19 protein-coding genes are annotated in these 16,849 nt (G+C 59.4%); 13 read left to right on the top strand and 6 right to left on the bottom strand.

Annotated elements, in window-relative coordinates; translation table 11 throughout:
• Positions 1 to 17: 17 nt before the first annotated feature.
• Entirely contained in the window at positions 18 to 740 is a 723-nt protein-coding gene (locus CS910_RS10825) for a class I SAM-dependent methyltransferase (RefSeq protein ID WP_099211975.1), read from the bottom strand.
• 70 nt (positions 741 to 810) lie between these two features.
• On the opposite strand from CS910_RS10825, the gene CS910_RS10820 reads away from it, so the two are divergent.
• Genes CS910_RS10820 through CS910_RS10800 form a run of 5 tightly spaced genes read left to right on the top strand, consistent with a single transcriptional unit; the run spans position 811 to position 4,979 of the window.
• Positions 811 to 2,139 (top strand): TldD/PmbA family protein, encoded by a 1,329-nt coding sequence (locus tag CS910_RS10820; protein ID WP_158523837.1) that lies wholly within the window; start codon positions 811 to 813, stop codon positions 2,137 to 2,139.
• Entirely contained in the window at positions 2,140 to 3,342 is a 1,203-nt protein-coding gene (locus CS910_RS10815) for a TldD/PmbA family protein (protein WP_099211971.1), read from the top strand.
• Positions 3,339 to 3,662 carry a hypothetical protein gene (locus CS910_RS10810; protein ID WP_099211969.1) on the top strand — a complete coding sequence of 108 codons (324 nt, stop codon included), beginning with the start codon at positions 3,339 to 3,341 and terminating at the stop codon, positions 3,660 to 3,662. The genes CS910_RS10815 and CS910_RS10810 overlap by 4 nt, the downstream gene beginning before the upstream one ends.
• 13 nt (positions 3,663 to 3,675) lie before the next feature.
• Positions 3,676 to 4,275: a class I SAM-dependent methyltransferase gene (locus CS910_RS10805; RefSeq protein ID WP_223211982.1), complete on the top strand. Its 600-nt coding sequence runs from the start codon at positions 3,676 to 3,678 to the stop codon at positions 4,273 to 4,275.
• Complete coding sequence (locus CS910_RS10800; RefSeq protein WP_099211965.1) at positions 4,272 to 4,979, top strand: carbon-nitrogen hydrolase family protein; 708 nt, start codon at positions 4,272 to 4,274, stop codon at positions 4,977 to 4,979. Before CS910_RS10805 ends, CS910_RS10800 begins: the two co-directional genes overlap by 4 nt.
• On the opposite strand, the gene CS910_RS10795 is transcribed toward CS910_RS10800, so the two are convergent.
• From CS910_RS10795 to CS910_RS12205, 3 genes are all read right to left on the bottom strand, one after another.
• Positions 4,964 to 6,172, bottom strand: a complete 1,209-nt coding sequence (locus tag CS910_RS10795) for an ammonium transporter (RefSeq protein WP_099211963.1) — start codon at positions 6,170 to 6,172, stop codon at positions 4,964 to 4,966. The genes CS910_RS10800 and CS910_RS10795 overlap by 16 nt on opposite strands.
• Before the next feature lie 324 nt (positions 6,173 to 6,496).
• Complete coding sequence (locus CS910_RS12210; protein ID WP_317450607.1) at positions 6,497 to 6,931, bottom strand: DUF2202 domain-containing protein; 435 nt, start codon at positions 6,929 to 6,931, stop codon at positions 6,497 to 6,499.
• A 44-nt stretch (positions 6,932 to 6,975) separates the two neighbouring features.
• Positions 6,976 to 7,245, bottom strand: a complete 270-nt coding sequence (locus tag CS910_RS12205) for a hypothetical protein (RefSeq protein WP_317450604.1) — start codon at positions 7,243 to 7,245, stop codon at positions 6,976 to 6,978.
• A gap of 161 nt (positions 7,246 to 7,406) precedes the next feature.
• Here CS910_RS12205 and CS910_RS10785 point away from each other — a divergent pair, with 161 nt between their 5' ends.
• From CS910_RS10785 to trpA, 8 genes are all read left to right on the top strand, one after another.
• Positions 7,407 to 7,856 carry a protein-tyrosine phosphatase family protein gene (locus tag CS910_RS10785; protein WP_099211961.1) on the top strand — a complete coding sequence of 150 codons (450 nt, stop codon included), beginning with the start codon at positions 7,407 to 7,409 and terminating at the stop codon, positions 7,854 to 7,856.
• 691 nt (positions 7,857 to 8,547) lie between these two features.
• A complete protein-coding gene (gene trpC, locus CS910_RS10775; RefSeq protein WP_099211957.1) occupies positions 8,548 to 9,234 on the top strand; it encodes an indole-3-glycerol phosphate synthase TrpC in 687 nt (228 codons plus the stop codon).
• Positions 9,231 to 10,211, top strand: coding sequence for an anthranilate phosphoribosyltransferase (trpD, locus tag CS910_RS10770; protein ID WP_099211955.1), 981 nt, complete (start codon positions 9,231 to 9,233; stop codon positions 10,209 to 10,211). Before trpC ends, trpD begins: the two co-directional genes overlap by 4 nt.
• The gene (locus CS910_RS10765) at positions 10,193 to 11,488 is read left to right on the top strand and encodes an anthranilate synthase component I (protein WP_099211953.1); all 1,296 of its coding nucleotides are present in this window, start codon (positions 10,193 to 10,195) and stop codon (positions 11,486 to 11,488) included. The genes trpD and CS910_RS10765 overlap by 19 nt, the downstream gene beginning before the upstream one ends.
• Positions 11,485 to 12,057 (top strand): aminodeoxychorismate/anthranilate synthase component II, encoded by a 573-nt coding sequence (locus tag CS910_RS10760; protein ID WP_099211951.1) that lies wholly within the window; start codon positions 11,485 to 11,487, stop codon positions 12,055 to 12,057. Before CS910_RS10765 ends, CS910_RS10760 begins: the two co-directional genes overlap by 4 nt.
• A complete protein-coding gene (locus CS910_RS10755) occupies positions 12,057 to 12,683 on the top strand; it encodes a phosphoribosylanthranilate isomerase (protein WP_099212520.1) in 627 nt (208 codons plus the stop codon). The genes CS910_RS10760 and CS910_RS10755 overlap by 1 nt, the downstream gene beginning before the upstream one ends.
• A complete protein-coding gene (trpB, locus tag CS910_RS10750) occupies positions 12,670 to 13,833 on the top strand; it encodes a tryptophan synthase subunit beta (RefSeq protein ID WP_099211949.1) in 1,164 nt (387 codons plus the stop codon). The genes CS910_RS10755 and trpB overlap by 14 nt, the downstream gene beginning before the upstream one ends.
• Complete coding sequence (gene trpA / locus CS910_RS10745; RefSeq protein ID WP_099211947.1) at positions 13,826 to 14,572, top strand: tryptophan synthase subunit alpha; 747 nt, start codon at positions 13,826 to 13,828, stop codon at positions 14,570 to 14,572. The genes trpB and trpA overlap by 8 nt, the downstream gene beginning before the upstream one ends.
• 5 nt (positions 14,573 to 14,577) lie before the next feature.
• Here the strand turns inward: trpA and aroC are convergent, their stop codons facing one another.
• Entirely contained in the window at positions 14,578 to 15,654 is a 1,077-nt protein-coding gene (gene aroC, locus CS910_RS10740) for a chorismate synthase (RefSeq protein ID WP_099211945.1), read from the bottom strand.
• Positions 15,651 to 16,847: a 3-phosphoshikimate 1-carboxyvinyltransferase gene (gene aroA, locus CS910_RS10735; RefSeq protein ID WP_099211943.1), complete on the bottom strand. Its 1,197-nt coding sequence runs from the start codon at positions 16,845 to 16,847 to the stop codon at positions 15,651 to 15,653. Before aroA ends, aroC begins: the two co-directional genes overlap by 4 nt.
• Between the last annotated feature and the right edge of the window lie 2 nt (positions 16,848 to 16,849).

Genomic DNA, 16,849 nt, shown 5'->3' with positions numbered 1-16,849 from the left:
TTTACTTTTGAGAGTATTTAAATGTTGCCCGGCTTTGTCCCGACGGTCACAACGCTGAAAATACTTCTGTAGTGGGTTCTCACGTCGAAACCGGCCTTCCTCAGAACGAACTCGACTATCCAAGGGGCCCAGACGTTGATTTTAGTCCTGAAGAAGTAGCCTTTCTCGAAGTTTACAAAGAGTCTCTCCGCGGTCCCGGTGAGCGTGTCGAGGCGAACGTGGAACGAGGTGAAGGGCTCTTCCACCAGCACCTCGCGGTAGTTCTCGTGGAGCAGCCTGACCCAGTCGGCGTACTCGACGACCAAAACCCCTCCCCGCTTCAAAACGCGGAAGGCCTCCCCCACGGCTGAGTCAAAGTCGTAGATGCTCATATGTGGTAGGAGATTGCCGAGGAAGGCAACGAGGTCAAAGCTCTCATCTGGAAAATCGAGGTTCCTAGCGTCCATGACCCTGAACTCCGCTCTATAGCCGAGCTCCCGGGCGATTTCTCCCGCGTTCTTTACGAGCTCCTCTTGGGTGTCTATTCCCACAACCTCAAAGCCCAGCTCCTCGAGGGTGAGGGTTGAAACCCCCATGCCGCACCCTACGTCGAGGGCCTTCCCGCCAAGCCGGGGAAGAACGTCCCTGAGGAGTTCCTTCATCCGTTTGAGCCTCTTCCGTCCGGTTTCACTCCTCGGATCGTAGAGCCAGGGTTTCTCCTCGTAGGTCGGCTCGAAGGTTATCCCGAGGTTCCGGAACATGCCACCACCGTATTTACAACTCCGAATTGTTTTTAAGGATTATCCTTGATTTGGAATTCAGGTGTTTGAGGTGGACGTTGAAGGAGCAGTTGAGCTCGCGCTGTCCCTCGGCGCGGAGTATGCTGAGGTGAGGGAGGAACGGCTCCTCAGAACCGAAATCACGGGTTCAGAGGAGGTAACCGTCTCCACCCGCTCCATTGGAGGCTTCGGCGTTAGGGTTCTTGCGAACGGTTCGTGGGGCTTTGTCTCGGTGAACTCCAGGGAGGACCTTGAGTGGGCCGTTGGAAAAGCGGTGAAGCTCGCACGGGTCGGGGAAGGGGGCGTTAGGCTCGCCGAGATAAAACCAGTTAGAGACAGGGTAAGAAGCAGGATGAAGGTTAAGCCTCCAGAAGTGCCGCTCGAGGAAAAGGTTGAGGCTGTCCGGGGGCTCCTCAACGGGCTTCCAGGGGCGCAGAGGAAGGTCGTCAGGTACTCCGACTTCTCAGGCGTCAAAAGGCTAATCACGAGCGAAGGGACCGAAATCGAGTGGGAGCTGGCGGGAATCTCCTTCATAACCTATTTAACGGCCTCCTCAAACGGACGAAGTGCAGAGCTCTTCAGCCTAACCGGCTCAATCGAGAGGGGCTTCGAGGCCGTTGATGCCATGACGGAGAAAATCCTCACTGAAATCCGCGGTCAGATGGACTGCTTCCTCCGCGGAGGAAGGCCAAAGCTGGGAGACGTCCCGGTTCTCCTCTCGCCGCGCTTCGCTGGGATGATTGCCCACGAGGCTTTGGGACACCTCGCAGAGGCGGACGAACTGCCGAACACGCCTTTAGCTGATAAGCTCGGCGAGAGGATTGCACCGGAGTTCGTGGGCTTGAGCGACGGAAACGTTGAAGACGGCCACGGAAACGACCTCTACGACGACGAGGGCGTTCCAGTTAGGAAGGTCGAAATCCTGAAGGATGGAGTTTTCAACGAGCCCCTCGTGGACAGGGAGCGGGCTTTTCTGCTCGGCATCGAACCGAACGGCCACGCGAGGGCCGAGAGCTACGCCTTCGAGCCGATGGTGAGGATGAGGAACACCTACTTTGAACCCGGGGACTGGACGTTTGAGGAACTGCTCGAGGAAATCAAGCTTGGCTACTACCTCGTGAGCGCCGGTCCGGGACAGACCGGCCTCGACTCCTCGTTTACCGTTGGAATTTTGGAGGGCTACGTCATCAGGGACGGTGAGATAGCCGAGCCAATCTTCGGCGCGACGGCGAGCGGGAAAGCCCTCGACGCGCTCCCCGGAATCAGGGGGCTTGGAAGGGAACTCGACTTTGAGAACTGCTACTGCGGAAAGGGTCAGGTGGTGAGGGTGAGCATGGGAGGACCTCACGTCCTCTTCGAAAAGGGAATCCGGGTGGTGTGAATGGAGCGCGAGGTTTACCGCCTGAGGGGGGAGCGGACCGGCGTTTCCCTCGAGGGGAGCCTCAAGCCCTTCGCCCGCGTTAGGGAGTTCACAGCGGTGAGGCTCATCGAGAACGGGAAGGTGGGTTCGGCGCTCGCCGAAGGTAAAGATGAGGGGGAGGCTTTGAGGCTCGCCCGCGAGACGCTCCGCTTTTCAAAGGAGGAGGACTACCACCTCCCGGCCGGTTGCAGGGCTCGCTGGGACAGGACGTTTGAGGTAGATGTAGAAGACCTCGCCTGCGAGCTCTCCGCGCTGGCCGGTGAACTGGAAAAGCGGGGGTTCTCGCTCTCCGGGACGGTTGAGCTTATAACGAGGCGCTTCTCGGTCGAGAGCACCGCGGGGGCGGACGTTGAAGGTTCATACTCCTTCATGATGGCCGAGCTTGAAATTGGAGGGAAGGCTCCGTTTCAGGTCTATGCGGGCTCTTCCAAACGAATGGAGCTTGAAGAACTCCTCAACCCGTACCTCAACCTCGTCGAAGGTCTCGGGGCCGTCAAGCCTCCAGAGGGGAGAATGGAGGCCATCGTAGCACCGTCGCCCCTCTCAGACCTCCTCCTTCCCGCGGCCCTCCGGAAGTTCTGCGGGAGCGTTGAGGTGAAAGGAGGCACGGCAGCAAAGCCGGGGGAAGCAATCGCCTCGCCGCTCGTCACGCTCCTCGACGACCCGCTCAATGAAAATTCCCTCCGCTACGTGAGGGCGGACGACGAGGGGGTTAGGGCGAGGAAGAACGTCCTGATTGGGAATGGCATCGTCAGGGGTCTGCTCTGGGACAGCCACAGCGCATGGAAGGCTGGTAGGGAGAGCACTGGGGACGGGATAAGAATCGAGGAGAGAATCATCGCCGGTTCACATAACTTAACCATTGTACCGGGAAACAAGACACTGGAAGGGCTGATTTCGGAAATTGATAGGGGCTTTATTGCCCTCGGCCTCCGGGGCGCGAACGCCATTGACCGCGCCACCGGCGACTTCTCGGTCGTCGTAACGCCGGCTCTCGTCGTCGAGCGGGGCGAGGTTGTTGGTTTCTCACGCCTTGGGCTCAGGGGGAACGTCTGGGGGCTTCTCAAAAACGCCACGGGCATCGGGAGGGAGCTAACGAGGGCATGGTTCGACGAGGGATTTTCCATATCGCTCCCCCTCCTCCGGACAGAGGTGGTGGTATGAGGGACTCCCTGGCGGTCCTCGTGGTTCTTTTCTTCATCGCTCTCTTCTTTCTGCCAGCTTACTACATCGGGCCGCTCTACTTCCTCCTCGTTGTCATCTACCTCCTCGCGCTCTACGCTGTGGAAAGGAGGGGCCTTAAAAGGGTTGAATCGGTCATCGACGTGGCGTTCTTCCTGCTGGTGATGGGTCTCCTCATGAAGAAGTTTGGGGAACCCCTGTGGCAGGGGCTCGCGCTCGGGCTACTTCTCCTCGGACTCGAAGCCACGAGGGGGTTGTGGAGGAGGCACAACGCAAAAGCCCGGACAAACGGGAGGAGGTGAGACCGTGAAAGTCATGGAGACGTTTTATTCCAAGGCTCTTGATGCCTTCAGGGAGTCTGGCGGAACCGAGGAAGAGCTGATGTGGCTGGTCGGCTCGAGGCTGGCGCTATTTCCGGCCCACAGGGAGGAAATAAGGCTGAGGCTGAAGACCATGGAAGAAATCGTGAAGCGGGCGAAAGGAAGAATTCTCGACGTCGGTTCCGGCTCCGGGTTGCTTGCCCTCGCGCTCTCCGAGAGGGGAACCGTTATCGGGATTGAGAGAGCCCCGGACTTCTTTCCCTTCCTCGGGCGGCTTGAGAACGAACGGCTGAGGTTCATCAACGCGGATTTTTTCAGAGATGACGTCGGCAGGGACTTTGACGTCGTCGTTTTCTCCTACATCCTCCACGATATCGAACCGGGGCCGTTCCTCAAGAGAGCCCTTGAACTGTTGAAGCCAGACGGCAGAATCATCGTGGGCGATTTCGACATCAACGGCATTAGGGAAAAGGTTAAGGGACTTGCCGGGCACTACGGGCTGGAGGCTGGGGAGGAGCTGACACTTGGACGGGCGTTTAGCCACGGCAGGGAGTGTGACGCCTTCTTGCTCGTTCTCGGGAGGGTGAGAAAATGAAAGTGGCGCTAATCCCGATGCGCGTTGAAGTCGGAAACTTCGAGGCCAACTGGAGGGAGTTCGAGAGGCGCTTCAACGAGGCGCTGAAACGCGGGCCGGACTTCCTCGTCTTCCCCGAGTACTGCCTGACAGGCTTTGAGGAGTGGGACTTCAGCGGGGCGGGGCTTTACGGCGAGATAGTCGAGAGGGTGAGCGTGCTCGCACGGGAGGCGGGAGTCTACGTCGTCTTCGGCCTCCCCGAGCCCTACAAGAACTGCGTCTACAACTCGGCCCTTCTCATCGGGCGCAACGGCGAGGTCCTCCTCAAGCACAGGAAGTTCCAGGAGCCGATGAAGTTCTGCACCGGCAACACCGTCCGGACCGCGAAGACGGAGTTCGGAAAGGTGGCGGTAATCATCTGTGGCGACCTCTACAACAAGAGGATAGCGAAGTGGGTTAAGCGGAAGGGGCCGGACTACCTGTTCGTGCCGATGGAGTACTCGCCTGACTACGGGGAGCTTAACGAAGATGACGTTAGGGCGATGGCGGAGCGGGTAAAGTTGCTCGGCGTTAAGGCGTTCATCGTCAACAGCTACCCTCCGGGAGGCGCGTGGGTCTTCGATAAGAACGGTGAGCTCCTGGCCTCTTCCCGACGGGAAGGGATGCTCCTCTACGACTCTGAGGAAAGTGAAAAGAACAGAAAGAGGGGTCAGGCGTCCACGTAGGTCGCCTCGGCCCACTCGTAGGCGTCAAGACCGGTCTTCTCGGCCTCCTCGGGAACGCGGACGGGGGTTATCTTGTCAGTTATCCATATCAGGATGTAGGTCACCACGAAGGCGTAGATTGCACAGAAGACCGCCGCGGCGACCTGCTTGGCGAAGAAAGTGGCGTCCCCATGGAGTAAACCGTTGCTTCCGAGTATCGCCGAGCTTCCGAAGATTCCAAGGAGGATTATTCCGGAGAAACCACCGATGCCGTGAACGCCCCAGACGTCGAGGGCATCGTCCCAGCCTCTCTTGTTCTTGAAGTCAACCGCCAGGTGGCAGATTATTGCCGAGAGAACGCCGACAATCATCGCGGCCTGCGGGCTTATGAATCCCGCCGTGGGGGTAACTGTCGCGAGGCCCGCTATCGAGCCCGTCATGAAACCGAGGGCGCTCCACTTTCCGGTTCTCCAGTAGTCGAGGAACATCCACGTAACCGCGGCGAAGGCGGCCGCCTCCATCGTGTTGACGAATGCCACGTTGGTGTCGACGTTGACCCTCAAAGCCGAGCCAGCGTTGAAGCCGAACCAGCCGAACCAGAGCAGGGCCGTTCCGATGAGTATCAGCGGGAGGCTGTGGTTCCCTTCCTTTACGTGCTTTCTCGCGCCGAGGTAAGCTATCACTGCAAGGGCACCGAAACCGGCGCTCGTGTGGACGACTATTCCACCGGCGAAGTCCTCAACGCCCCACTTCTGCAGGAAGCCACCGCCCCAGAGCCAGTGGGCGAAGGGGAAGTACACGAGGAACAGCCAGAGGGTCATGAAGACGATGAAGGCCTTGAAGCGCATTCTGTCGGCGAAGGCTCCCGTCATGAGAACCGGGGTGATTATGGCGAACATGAGCTGGTAGACCATGAATGTGTACATGCTGATTACATGGTTCCCTGGGTAGAGGGTGCTCGGGGTTATGTTGTTCAGGAAGAAGTAGTGGGCGTTTCCGATTATACCTTTGACGTCAGGTCCAAAGGCTAGGCTGAAACCGAAGAGGACCCAGATTACAGTCGTCCACCCAGCAGAGAAGAAGTTCTGCATCATCATCGTTACCGCGTTCTTCTTGTTGACCATACCCCCGTAGAACAAAGCCAAACCGGGGGTCATTATAAACACCAGCGCAGCCGCTATCAGCATAAAACCGTCGCTACCTGGACTGAACATCTTTGCCACCACCGTGCGATTTGTTCCAGAGGAACCTTCGAAAAATGTTCGTAACTGTGTGTTATACTACTTTTGGTTCATCTGTCTATATCAAAGCTTATTTTGTTATTTTGTGTTATATTGTTGTCCTTTGTTATCTTTGAATAACTTTAGACTAATCTTTCATATATTTTTTTGACGAGATGTCATGTCATTAGGGCCTTTTAACGGCGTTTCTGGGGGGAATAATCTAACAATTTGATATTGCATAATAGAAAAGTTTTGTCGAAAAATATTCAAAAAGTCATGAAAAATCTTTTGGACGACTCATGGACCTGAACTGCGTCAGTGCCCTTTGCCCTTTCCCTGCCCCGTCTCCATCTCCGAGCCTATTATCTCCTCGTACTCGGCCTTGCTAAGGAGCTGGGGCTCGTAGGTCACCCCATAACTGGAGAGAGTCTTGACGAACGAACGGAGGTGGTTTCTGCTTCCCTTCATGAGGTTCTCGTAAACCGCTATTATGTCGAGCTTGTTAGTCTGGTCAATTCTCTCCTGGAGGTCGATGATGTCTGTCTCCTCTATCAGGGCTCCAACCATGAGTGCATCAACCTCGCTCTTGCTACCCATCTCAATCAGCTGGTCATAAAGCGCCTGTAAGTCAGGATTGGTGAACACTCCAACGGGCTCGTTGGCAGTTGGGTCGGTTATGTTGTACTTCTCAAGGAGCGAGCGAACGGCGTTCACGTGTGTGCTCTCGCTCTCGGCGATGTTTTTGAATATCGTAAGCCCCCACTTCTCGTAGAGTTTAATGTAAACGTCGTGTGCTAGCTTTCCTCCTCAACCATGTAAAGCAGGCCGTCCTTCTCCTCCGGGGTTAAGGTACCGGCTGGCACCGAGTCAATGTACGATTTCAAATCCCCCGTGTTTACGTTGCCGTTCTCGTTGACGGCGTTGGGCAACTGGTCGGCGCTTCTCTTTCCAGCCCCTCCGCCGCTTGTTTTGGTTCCAGTGGTTGTCCCTGTGCTTATGCAGCCTGCTCCCAGGACGCTGAGGAGCAGTATGCCAACCAGCAGAACGCCAAAGAATCTCCTCATGGTTCTTTCACCTCTCCATATGCAACTTTATTATTACATATGTCTCTCTATTTAAAAACCTTTTGGTTTCTCGATTCCACCTGTAATACTTCGACGTTCGAATTTTTAACGGTTTTCCAAAAGTTTATCTACTCTCCTGTATAGTTTTCAGCGGTGAGAGCATGTATCTCCCCGTGGTCTTCATCGATGAGGACGTCGCCTTCTCGCGGATGCCTATGGGGAAAGAGCTGGACGAAGTTGCCGAAACCTTCGACGCGGTGGTGGTCCTCGTTGAGGACTTCGAGCTCCCGTATTCGCTTGAGGAGTGGAAAAGGCGGGGAGTTGAGGTCTTCCACAGCCCAATCCCGGATTTTAGCTCTCCTCCTTTGAGTCAGCTCCTTGAAATCCTCCGCTGGATTGAAGCCAAGGTTGGGGAGAGGAAGAAAGTCCTCGTCCACTGCCTTGGTGGATGCGGGCGGAGTGGGACGGTTGCGGTGGCGTGGTTGATGTACTCCCGGCGCTCGACCCTCAGGGAAGCTCTCTACCGCGTCAGGAGGCTCAGACCGTGCGCGGTTGAGACCGGGGAGCAGCTTGAGGTTCTTAGGGAGCTCGAACGGGTTTTGTTGGCCTGACTCCGGTACTCCGAAAGTCCCTGACCCCGAAGGCCTTATCGACCTTCCACAGCAGGACCTTTGAGAGCTCGAGGCCAAGTTCGCGTCGAGGACGAGAATGGTGTCCCGGTGGTAGGAGATGACCTGCACGTTATGTTGACGTTGTGTTGATGCAGTTGGAGGCGGGAAGAGGTTATGAAAGTTTTGGGTTTACCAGAACTAGTGGCTATCCTCAATGACCTTGAGGACACCCTCTTAGTAGCTTCAAGGGGGTGTCCTTGTCCTCTCTGGAAACTGTTATCACGAACGTCTCAACGTCCTGTGTAAGCCTACAGCACCTGGCCTTGCTCTTCACTGACGAGCTTGAGAGGAGGACCTAGAACAGTAATCTCACCTCAATCGAATCTCACGGCCATAACCGCGGAGAAGGGTACCGTCTCGGCCCAACCTCAAAGAGCCCTCCAAGAAGATGGAGAGAGTGCGTTCTTCCATTGACTATCCCAAGGCTCATGCACTCCTTAACTGCCGGCTGTGTCCCCACGAGTTCCTTGACAAGTTTGGCAATGCTCCGCTTTTCCTCCGCAATCTTCACACCGCAATCCTGTATATTCCTTATGAGTTGAGTGATAATTTTTGGCCGCTGGATGGACACACCTGTCCAAACTGTTAAATATTCACGCTCCCACGCCATCCCGGTGATTTCCAATGACGGGTGATGGCTTTTGGCCTGAGCAGGGCAATTAGAAGCTCAAAGAAAAACGCCATAATAGCTGAGCTTAAGGTCCATTCTCCGAAGTACGGCGACCTTCTGAGAGGCCGCGATCCCTTTGAGATTCTGAGGGCGTATGAACGTGCCGGGGCCGTCGGAATTTCGTACATAACCGAGCCGAGGTACTTCAGGGGAAGCTTCGAGTTCCTCAGGAGGCTCTGCAGGGAGACCGAACTGCCGGTTCTCAGGAAGGACTTCATAACGACAGGGGAGGACGTTGAAAGGACCGCAGAGGCGGGGGCGTCCGCGGTTCTCCTGATAGCAAGGCTCCTCGGGGAGGATCTGGCCGAGCTGGTGGATCTGGCGAAGGAGCACGGGCTGGACACGCTCGTTGAGGTGCACAGCGAGGGGGAGCTGAGGGGGGCCCTGGAAACCAGCACGACGATGATAGGCATCAACAACAGGGACATAAGAAAGCTCGAGCTCGACGACGGGAACGTTTCCCTGACCGAAAGGCTCGCCCCCCTGATCCCGAAGAAATACGTCAGGGTCAGCGAGAGCGGCATATCCACGGTTGATGACCTCAGGAGGGCCCTCAGGCTGACGGACGCGGCGTTGATAGGCACGGCGCTCATGAAGGCAGAGGATCCCGGGGAGCTCCTCAGGAAGTTCGTGGAGGTGGAGGTATGAGCCTTCTTGAAAGAATAATCTCGGGAGAGAACCTCAGCTTCGAGGAAGCCTACGGTCTCTTCCATGAGCTTGAGAAGGAGAGCGAGGTTCGAATAGCGGCTTATCTAGCGGCGCTCCAGACCAAGGGTTACACGGGGGAGGAGATAGCGGGCCTCGCGAAGGCGATGCGCGACGCTGCGGTGAAGGTTGACCTCGGCGAGGTGGCCGATACCGCCGGCACCGGCGGGGACGGGAGCTCAACGATAAACGTTAGCACGGCCTCTGCCCTCATCCTCTCCTCATTCACCCGCGTCGCAAAGCACGGGAACACGTCTGTAACGTCCAAGAGCGGCTCGGCCGACCTCCTCAGGGCCCTCGAGATAAACCCAGAGATCGGGCCGGAAAGGGCGAGGGAGATGGTGGAGAAGACGGGCTTTACGTTCCTCTTCGCGCCGCTGTACCACCCGGCCCTCAGACCCATAATGCCCGTCCGGCGGGCCCTCGGTGTGAGGACAGTGTTCAACGTCCTCGGCCCCCTCGCGAATCCAGCGGAGCCAGCATACCAGATCGTCGGCGTGAACTCCCCCGACCTCCTGGAGCTCATGGCGGAGGCCCTCTCTTTCCTCGGGGTCAAACGGGCCCTCGTCGTCCACGGAAGCGGGATGGACGAGGTGAGTCCCTTCTCCGAAACGAGCGTCGTTGAGGTCAGGGGCAAACGCGCGGAATCCTACACGGTCTCGCCCGAGGACTTCGGGCTGAAGCCGGTGAAGCCCGTCCCCTGCGCCTCCCCGGAGGAGAGCGCCCGGCGCATAAAGGCCGTTCTGGCAGGGGGCGGGAGGGAGGAGGACAGGAACTTCGTTCTGGTGAACGCCTCCGCCGCCCTGTACGCGGCTGGGGTTGCCGGGGATTTCAGGGAAGGCGTTGAGATTGCAGAGAGCGCCCTCGGGGAGAAAATGCTGGAGAGGCTGGGGGCGATAGCGTGCCTTTCAAGGTCCTGAGGTACGTCGATCCCGTTGACCTGTACTCCGCCCTCAGGGACTTCGACATGCCCTTCATCCTCCGCTCCGCCGAGAAGGGGGACAGGAAGGCCAGGTTCACCTACGTCTCGGCGATGCCCGAGTTCAGGGTTGAGGTCTCGGGTGGGGGCACGTTAGTGGACGGCGAGAGGATGTCGGACGAGACCAACCCCTTCCGCGCCCTGAAGGGCCTCATGAGGGACAGCGTCGAGGGCAACCGCTTCCTCGGCGGCTTCGTTGGGTACATCGCCTACGACGCTGTTCACAACTACGTTGAGGGGGACATCGAGGAGCCTTCGGTCTTCGGCTACTACCCCTGGGTCTTCGTGTACGACCACGTGAGGAACACCTTCGGGTTCTTCTACCTCCGGGAGCCGCCGTTCGACCCCGAGGCCGTGGTGCGGAGGGCAGGAAGGGGGAAGCGGTCCGGAGGTGGTTCCTCCATCGTCTCTACCGACGCCGGGATTGAGGAGTTCGTGGAGATGGTGGAGAGGGGGAAGGAGTACATCCGCTCGGGCGACGTCTTTCAGGTCGTTCTCTCCAGGGAATACCGCGTTGAGACTGACCTCGACTCCCTGGAGGTGTACGAGCGCCTCGTTTCCATAAACCCCAGCCCCTACACCTTCCTCCTCGAGTTCGGCAAGACCGTCGTCGGGGCATCGCCCGAGACGATGGGCTCCGTCGAGGGAAAGACCTTCAGGATAAACCCGATAGCGGGCACCGCCCCCCGCGGCAGAACCCCGGAGGAGGACGAGGAAATCCGGAGACGCCTCCTAAACGACGAGAAGGAGAGGGCGGAGCACGTCATGCTCGTGGACCTCGCGAGGAACGACGTCAGGAGGGTCTCGAAGGCGGGAAGCGTGAGGCTTGTCCGCTTCTTCGACGTCCTCCGGTACAGCCACGTCCAGCACATAGAGAGCGAGGTCGTCGGGGAACTCAGGGAAGGGCTTACCTCCTTCGATGCCATGGAAGCGGCGTTTCCGGCGGGAACCCTGACCGGAGCGCCGAAGATAAGGGCGATGGAGATCATAGACGAGCTGGAGAGGAGCAGGAGGCGCGTCTACGGGGGGGCGGTGGGCTACTTCTCGGCCACCGGTGACGCGGACCTCGCGATAGCGATCAGGATGGCGGAGATAGACCGCGTTGCGAGGGTCAGGGCCGGGGCCGGAATAGTGGCAGATTCGGTTCCGGAGCGGGAGTACGAGGAGACCGAGAACAAGATGAGGGCCGTCCTGAAGGCCCTGGGGGTGGTGGGATGATAGTCCTCGTGGACAACAGGGACTCCTTCGTCTGGAACTTAGCCGAGTACGCTTCCCTCTTCGACGAGGTTAGGGTTGTTCCCAACACCCTCACGCCGGCCGAGGTGAGGCGGCTCGATCCGGACGGGATAATCATCTCCCCCGGGCCCGGCTCCCCCTCGGACAGGAGGGAGGTCGGCAACTCGCCGGAGATCGTCCTCGAGGCGGAGGTTCCGGTGCTGGGAGTCTGCCTCGGCCACCAGATAATAGCGGAGGTCTTTGGCGGAAGGGTCGGCAGGGTGAACCCGAGGCACGGCAAGGCCAGCCCGGTCAGGCACGATGGAAGGGGTGTCTTCAGGGGGGTTAAGAACCCCCTGAAAGCCGGCCGCTACCACTCCCTGGCCGTCCTCGAGGTTCCCAGGGGGTTCAGGGTAACGGCCGTCTCCCTCGACGACGGCGTCATCATGGGGATAAGGCACAGAAGGCTGCCCATCGAGGGTGTTCAGTTCCATCCCGAAAGCGTTCTGACCGAGTGGGAGAGCCGGGAGGGGCTCAAGATAATCAAAAACTTCGTGGAGATGACGAGATGATGTTCGTGAAGATATGCGGTGTCAGAAACCCGGACGAACTGAGGCTCGTGGAGAGGTACGTGGACGCGACCGGGGTAGTGGTGAACTCGAACTCCCGGAGAAGGGTTCCGCTGACGGTTGCCAGGGGCCTGATAGAGGAATCGGAGATCCCGATATACCTGGTCTCAACCATGGTCGGCTTCTCCGAGTGGGCCAACGCCATCGAAAGAACCGGGGCGGAGTACGTCCAGGTGCACTCCAACGCGCATCCGAAGACGGTCGAGAGGCTGGTCTCCGAGTACGGTGTCTCGGTAATGAAGGCCTTCACTGTCCCGAGGGAGAGCGATTCCCCGGAGGAGGACGCGGAGAGGCTCCTCGAGCTCATCGCCCAGTACGAGGTTGACAGGATCCTCCTCGACACGGGGGCAGGGAGCGGCAGGAGGCACGACTACCGCGTGAGCGCCATCGTTGCAAGGAGGTATCCGATAGTCCTCGCGGGCGGTCTAACGCCGGAGAACGTTGAGGAGGCGCTGAGGTGGGTCAAACCGGCCGGCGTGGACGTCTCGAGCGGCGTTGAGCGGAACGGCGTGAAGGACAGAACGCTTATAGAGGAATTCGTTGGGAGGGTAAAAAATGTGGTTCGGTAGGTTCGGGGGGCAGTTCGTCCCCGAGACGTTAATGGAGCCTCTGAGGGAGCTTGAGAAGGCCTACAACGAGCTCAAGGACGATGAGGAGTTCAACAGGACCCTAAACTACTACCTCAGAACCTGGGCCGGCAGGCCGACCCCGCTCTACTACGCCAGGAGGCTGAGCGAGAAGATAGGCGGGGCCAGGATATACCTCAAGAGGGAGGACCTGCTTCACGGCGGTGCACATAAGACGAACAACGCGATAGGGCAGGCCCTGCTTGCGAAGTTCATGGGCAAGAGCAGGCTCATAGCGGAGACCGGGGCCGGTCAGCACGGGGTCGCGACGGCGATGGCTGGTGCGCTCCTTGGGATGAGCGTCGACGTTTACATGGGGGCGGAGGACGTGGAGAGGCAGTCCATGAACGTCTTCAGGATGAAGCTCCTCGGGGCGAACGTCATTCCGGTCCATTCCGGCTCGAAGACCCTCAAAGATGCGATAAACGAGGCCCTGAGGGACTGGGTCGCGAGCTTCGAGTACTCTCACTACCTCATAGGTTCGGTCGTCGGACCTCACCCCTACCCCATCATCGTGAGGGATTTCCAGTCCGTGATAGGGAGGGAGGCGAGGGCGCAGATACTCGAGGCCGAGGGAAGGCTTCCGGACGCCATAGTGGCCTGCGTGGGCGGCGGGAGCAACGCGATGGGCATCTTCTACCCCTTCGTAAATGATGATGTCAGGCTGGTAGGCGTCGAGGCGGGTGGAAAGGGCCTTGAGACGGGTCTCCACGCCGCGTCGCTCAACGCCGGTGAGGAGGGCGTCTTCCACGGCATGCTGAGCTACTTCCTCCAGAACGAGGAGGGGCAGATAACGCCGACCCACAGCGTCTCGGCCGGCCTGGACTACCCCGGCGTCGGACCGGAGCACGCGCAGATGATGGAGAGCGGCAGGGCGGAGTACGTCACGGTCACGGATGACGAGGCTCTGAGGGCCTTCCACGAGCTCTCCCGGACCGAGGGCATCCTGCCTGCACTCGAGTCGGCACACGCGGTTGCGTACGCCATGAAGCTCGCGGGGGAGATGGAGCGGGACGAGGTAATAATCGTGAACCTCTCGGGCAGGGGCGACAAGGACCTCGGAATAGTCATGAAGGTGAGCGGAGATGTTTGAGAGGGGCTCGGTTATACCCTACATAACGGCCGGCGACCCGAGCGTTGGGGCCACCCTGGAGTTTCTCGACTCGATCGCGGAGTACTCCGGGGCGATAGAGCTGGGGCTCCCCTTCAGCGACCCCATGGCCGACGGGAAGACCATACAGGCGTCTCACGAAAGGGCTCTCAGGGGCGGCTTCAGGCTGAGGGACCTCTTCCCCCTCGTGAGGGAGTTCAGGAGGGACTACGACACACCGCTGGTCCTTATGACCTACTACAACCCGGTTTACCGGACGGGCATCAGGGAGTTCCTTGGCTCGGCGAAGGCCAGCGGGGTTGATGGGATCCTCGTCGTTGACCTTCCCGTGAGCCACGCGGGGGAGCTTTTGGAGACTGCCAAAGATGAGGGGATAAAGACGGTCTTCCTCGCGGCACCCAATACCCCGGACGAGAGGCTGAGGGAGATATGCAGGGCATCAACGGGCTTCGTCTATCTGATCTCCCTCTACGGAACCACCGGCGCGAGGGAGGAGATACCCGAGACGGCTTTCCAGCTGTTGAGGCGGGCCAGGGCCATGTGCAGCAGAAAACTAGCGGTTGGATTCGGCGTCTCGCGGAGGGAGCACGTTGAGAGGCTCCTCCGGAGCGGTGCAGACGGGGTTGTGGTGGGAAGCGCCCTCATAAGGCTCATAGAGGAGCACGGGGAGGGGGCGGCCCCTCTCCTGAGAGAAACCGTGAAAGAGCTCTCAGGGCTCTAAGTTCTTTACTGGGCTTTTTCTACCCCCTCCCACGCCTTCCTCCTCAGAAGGTGGTCGGCAAGAACAAAGGCGATTACCGCTTCAACCACCGGGAGCGCTTTGGGGACGATGCAGGAGTCGAAGCGGCCCCTCAGCCTCAGCTCAACCTCCTCCATCCTCTCGAGGTCGACGGTCCTCTGGGGCAGGTATACGGAGGGGGTTGGCTTGAACGCTATTCTGACTACGAGGGGCATTCCGGTCGTTATGCCGCCGAGGACGCCGCCGTGGTTGTTCGTTTCGGTGACGACCTTCCCGTCCCTGATGACGAAGGGGTCGTTCGCCTCGCTCCCCCTCATCTCCGCGAACTTAAAGCCAAGGCCGAACTCGACGCCCTTAACTGCCGGAATTCTGAAGAGCGCAGAGGCCAGATCGGCCTCAATGTCCTCCTCCCAGGGTCCGCCTAGGCCGGGGGGAACGTTCACCACCACGGCCTCGACTACACCGCCCACGCTGTCCCCTTTCCTCCTCGCGTCCTCCATCTCACGGAGCATTCCCTCAAAGGCATCCTCGTCCGGGCAGTATGGGTTGGTCGAGGCGAGTAGCTCCTCCGGCTCAAGAGATGGGCACTCCACGGAGCCTATGCGCCTGAGATAGGCCCTTATCCTCACGTTGTACCTCTCGAGGAGCTTCTTGGCGAAGTAGCCGGCTATGACGGTTCCAACCGTTAGCCTGCCGGAGAAGTGACCGCCGCCGCGGTAGTCGTTGTAGCCGAAGAACTTCAGCTTGGCGGGATAGTCCGCGTGGCCCGGCCTCGGGGTGTTCCTTATCTCCTCGTAGTAGGATGAATCCACATCCCGGTTCCACACCATGACCGCTACCGGCGTCCCCGTTGTGAAACCGTTGAAGACGCCGGAGAGTATCACCGGCTCATCGCTCTCCTTCCTCTTGGTCGAGAACCTTGGGATTCCCTTTCGCCTCCCGAGCTCGGCCTTCATCTCCTCAACGTCCACCTCGATTCCCGGCGGCAGCCCCTCCACCAGAACCCCCACCGCCTTCCCGTGGCTCTCCCCGAAGAGCGTGAAGCTAAGCAGTCTCCCCTTCATTTAAGCAACCCCCTCAGGTCATCGAAAAATCCGGGGTAGGACTTGGCGACGACCCCTTCGTTCTCAATGACGGTTTCCCCGCGGGCCCCGAGGCCGAGTATCGCCATGGCCATCGCCACCCTGTGATCGTTGAAGTCCTCAACGGTAACCCCCCTCGGCCTCCCGCCCCGGATCTCCAGGCCGTCCCTCAGCTCCCTCACCTTCACCCCCGCCCTCGCGAGGTTGAGCGCCATCGCCCGAACCCTGTCGCTCTCCTTGTACCTGAGCTGTCTGCCCCTTATGACGCTACTCCCGTCGGCGTAAGCGGCCAAAACCGTGAGAATAGGGAACAGGTCAGGGAAGTCGGAGCAGTCCACCTCAAATCCCCTCAGATCTCCCCTCTCGACCTCCACGTAGTCCCTCCCTACCCTGACCCCCGCCCCGATGCCCTCTAGAATTTCGACGATGGCGCGGTCGGCCTGGACGTCCTTCGGGTCGAGGTTCTCCACCCTGACCTTCCCGTACAGAGCCCCCGCGGCGAGGAAAAAGGCGGCGCTCGAGTAGTCACCGGGGACGTGGAAGTCCGTTCCGCTGACACCCGGGAAGACCGTGATGCCGCCGTCCCGCTCGAAATCAACGCCAAAGGCCTCCATCGTTCTGAGCGTCATCTCCACGTAGGGTCTCGACACAGCGTTGTCGAACTCAACGCGAATTCCGGCTCGGGACGCGAGTATCAGGAGGGCCGTCACGAACTGGGAGGAGATGGACGCGTCCACCCTCACCCCGCTTCCAAGGCTCCCCCCGGACACCTCGATGGGGAGTTTCTCGCCCCTCACCCTCACGCCGAGCGAGAGCAGGGCGCGGACGAGCGGGGCGAAGGGCCTCTCCCGCAGCCTCCCCTCGCCGTCGATCACGCTCCTTCCCCTCGCGAGGGAGGCCACGGCGACGCTTATCCTCGCTGTTGTCCCCGACTCCCTGGCGTTTATCATTGCCGGCCGGATCTCCTCCGGGGGAATCACCCGGTTCCAGTCCGCCTCGGCTCCAAAGGCCCTGACCGCGCTCAGCGTTGCCTCCGTGTCGTCGCTCACGAGGGGTTCCTCTATTCTGCTCTCGCCATCCGCCAGGAGCGCGAGAAAGAAGGCCCTGTGGGTGTAGCTCTTCGACGGCGGCGCCCTGATCGTCCCTTCCAGGCGGTCAACTGGCTCTATCCTCAAGG

Source organism: Thermococcus henrietii, assembly GCF_900198835.1.
GTDB classification, from domain to species: Archaea; Methanobacteriota_B; Thermococci; order Thermococcales; family Thermococcaceae; genus Thermococcus; species Thermococcus henrietii.
This window is presented reverse-complemented; position numbering and strand designations above follow the sequence as displayed.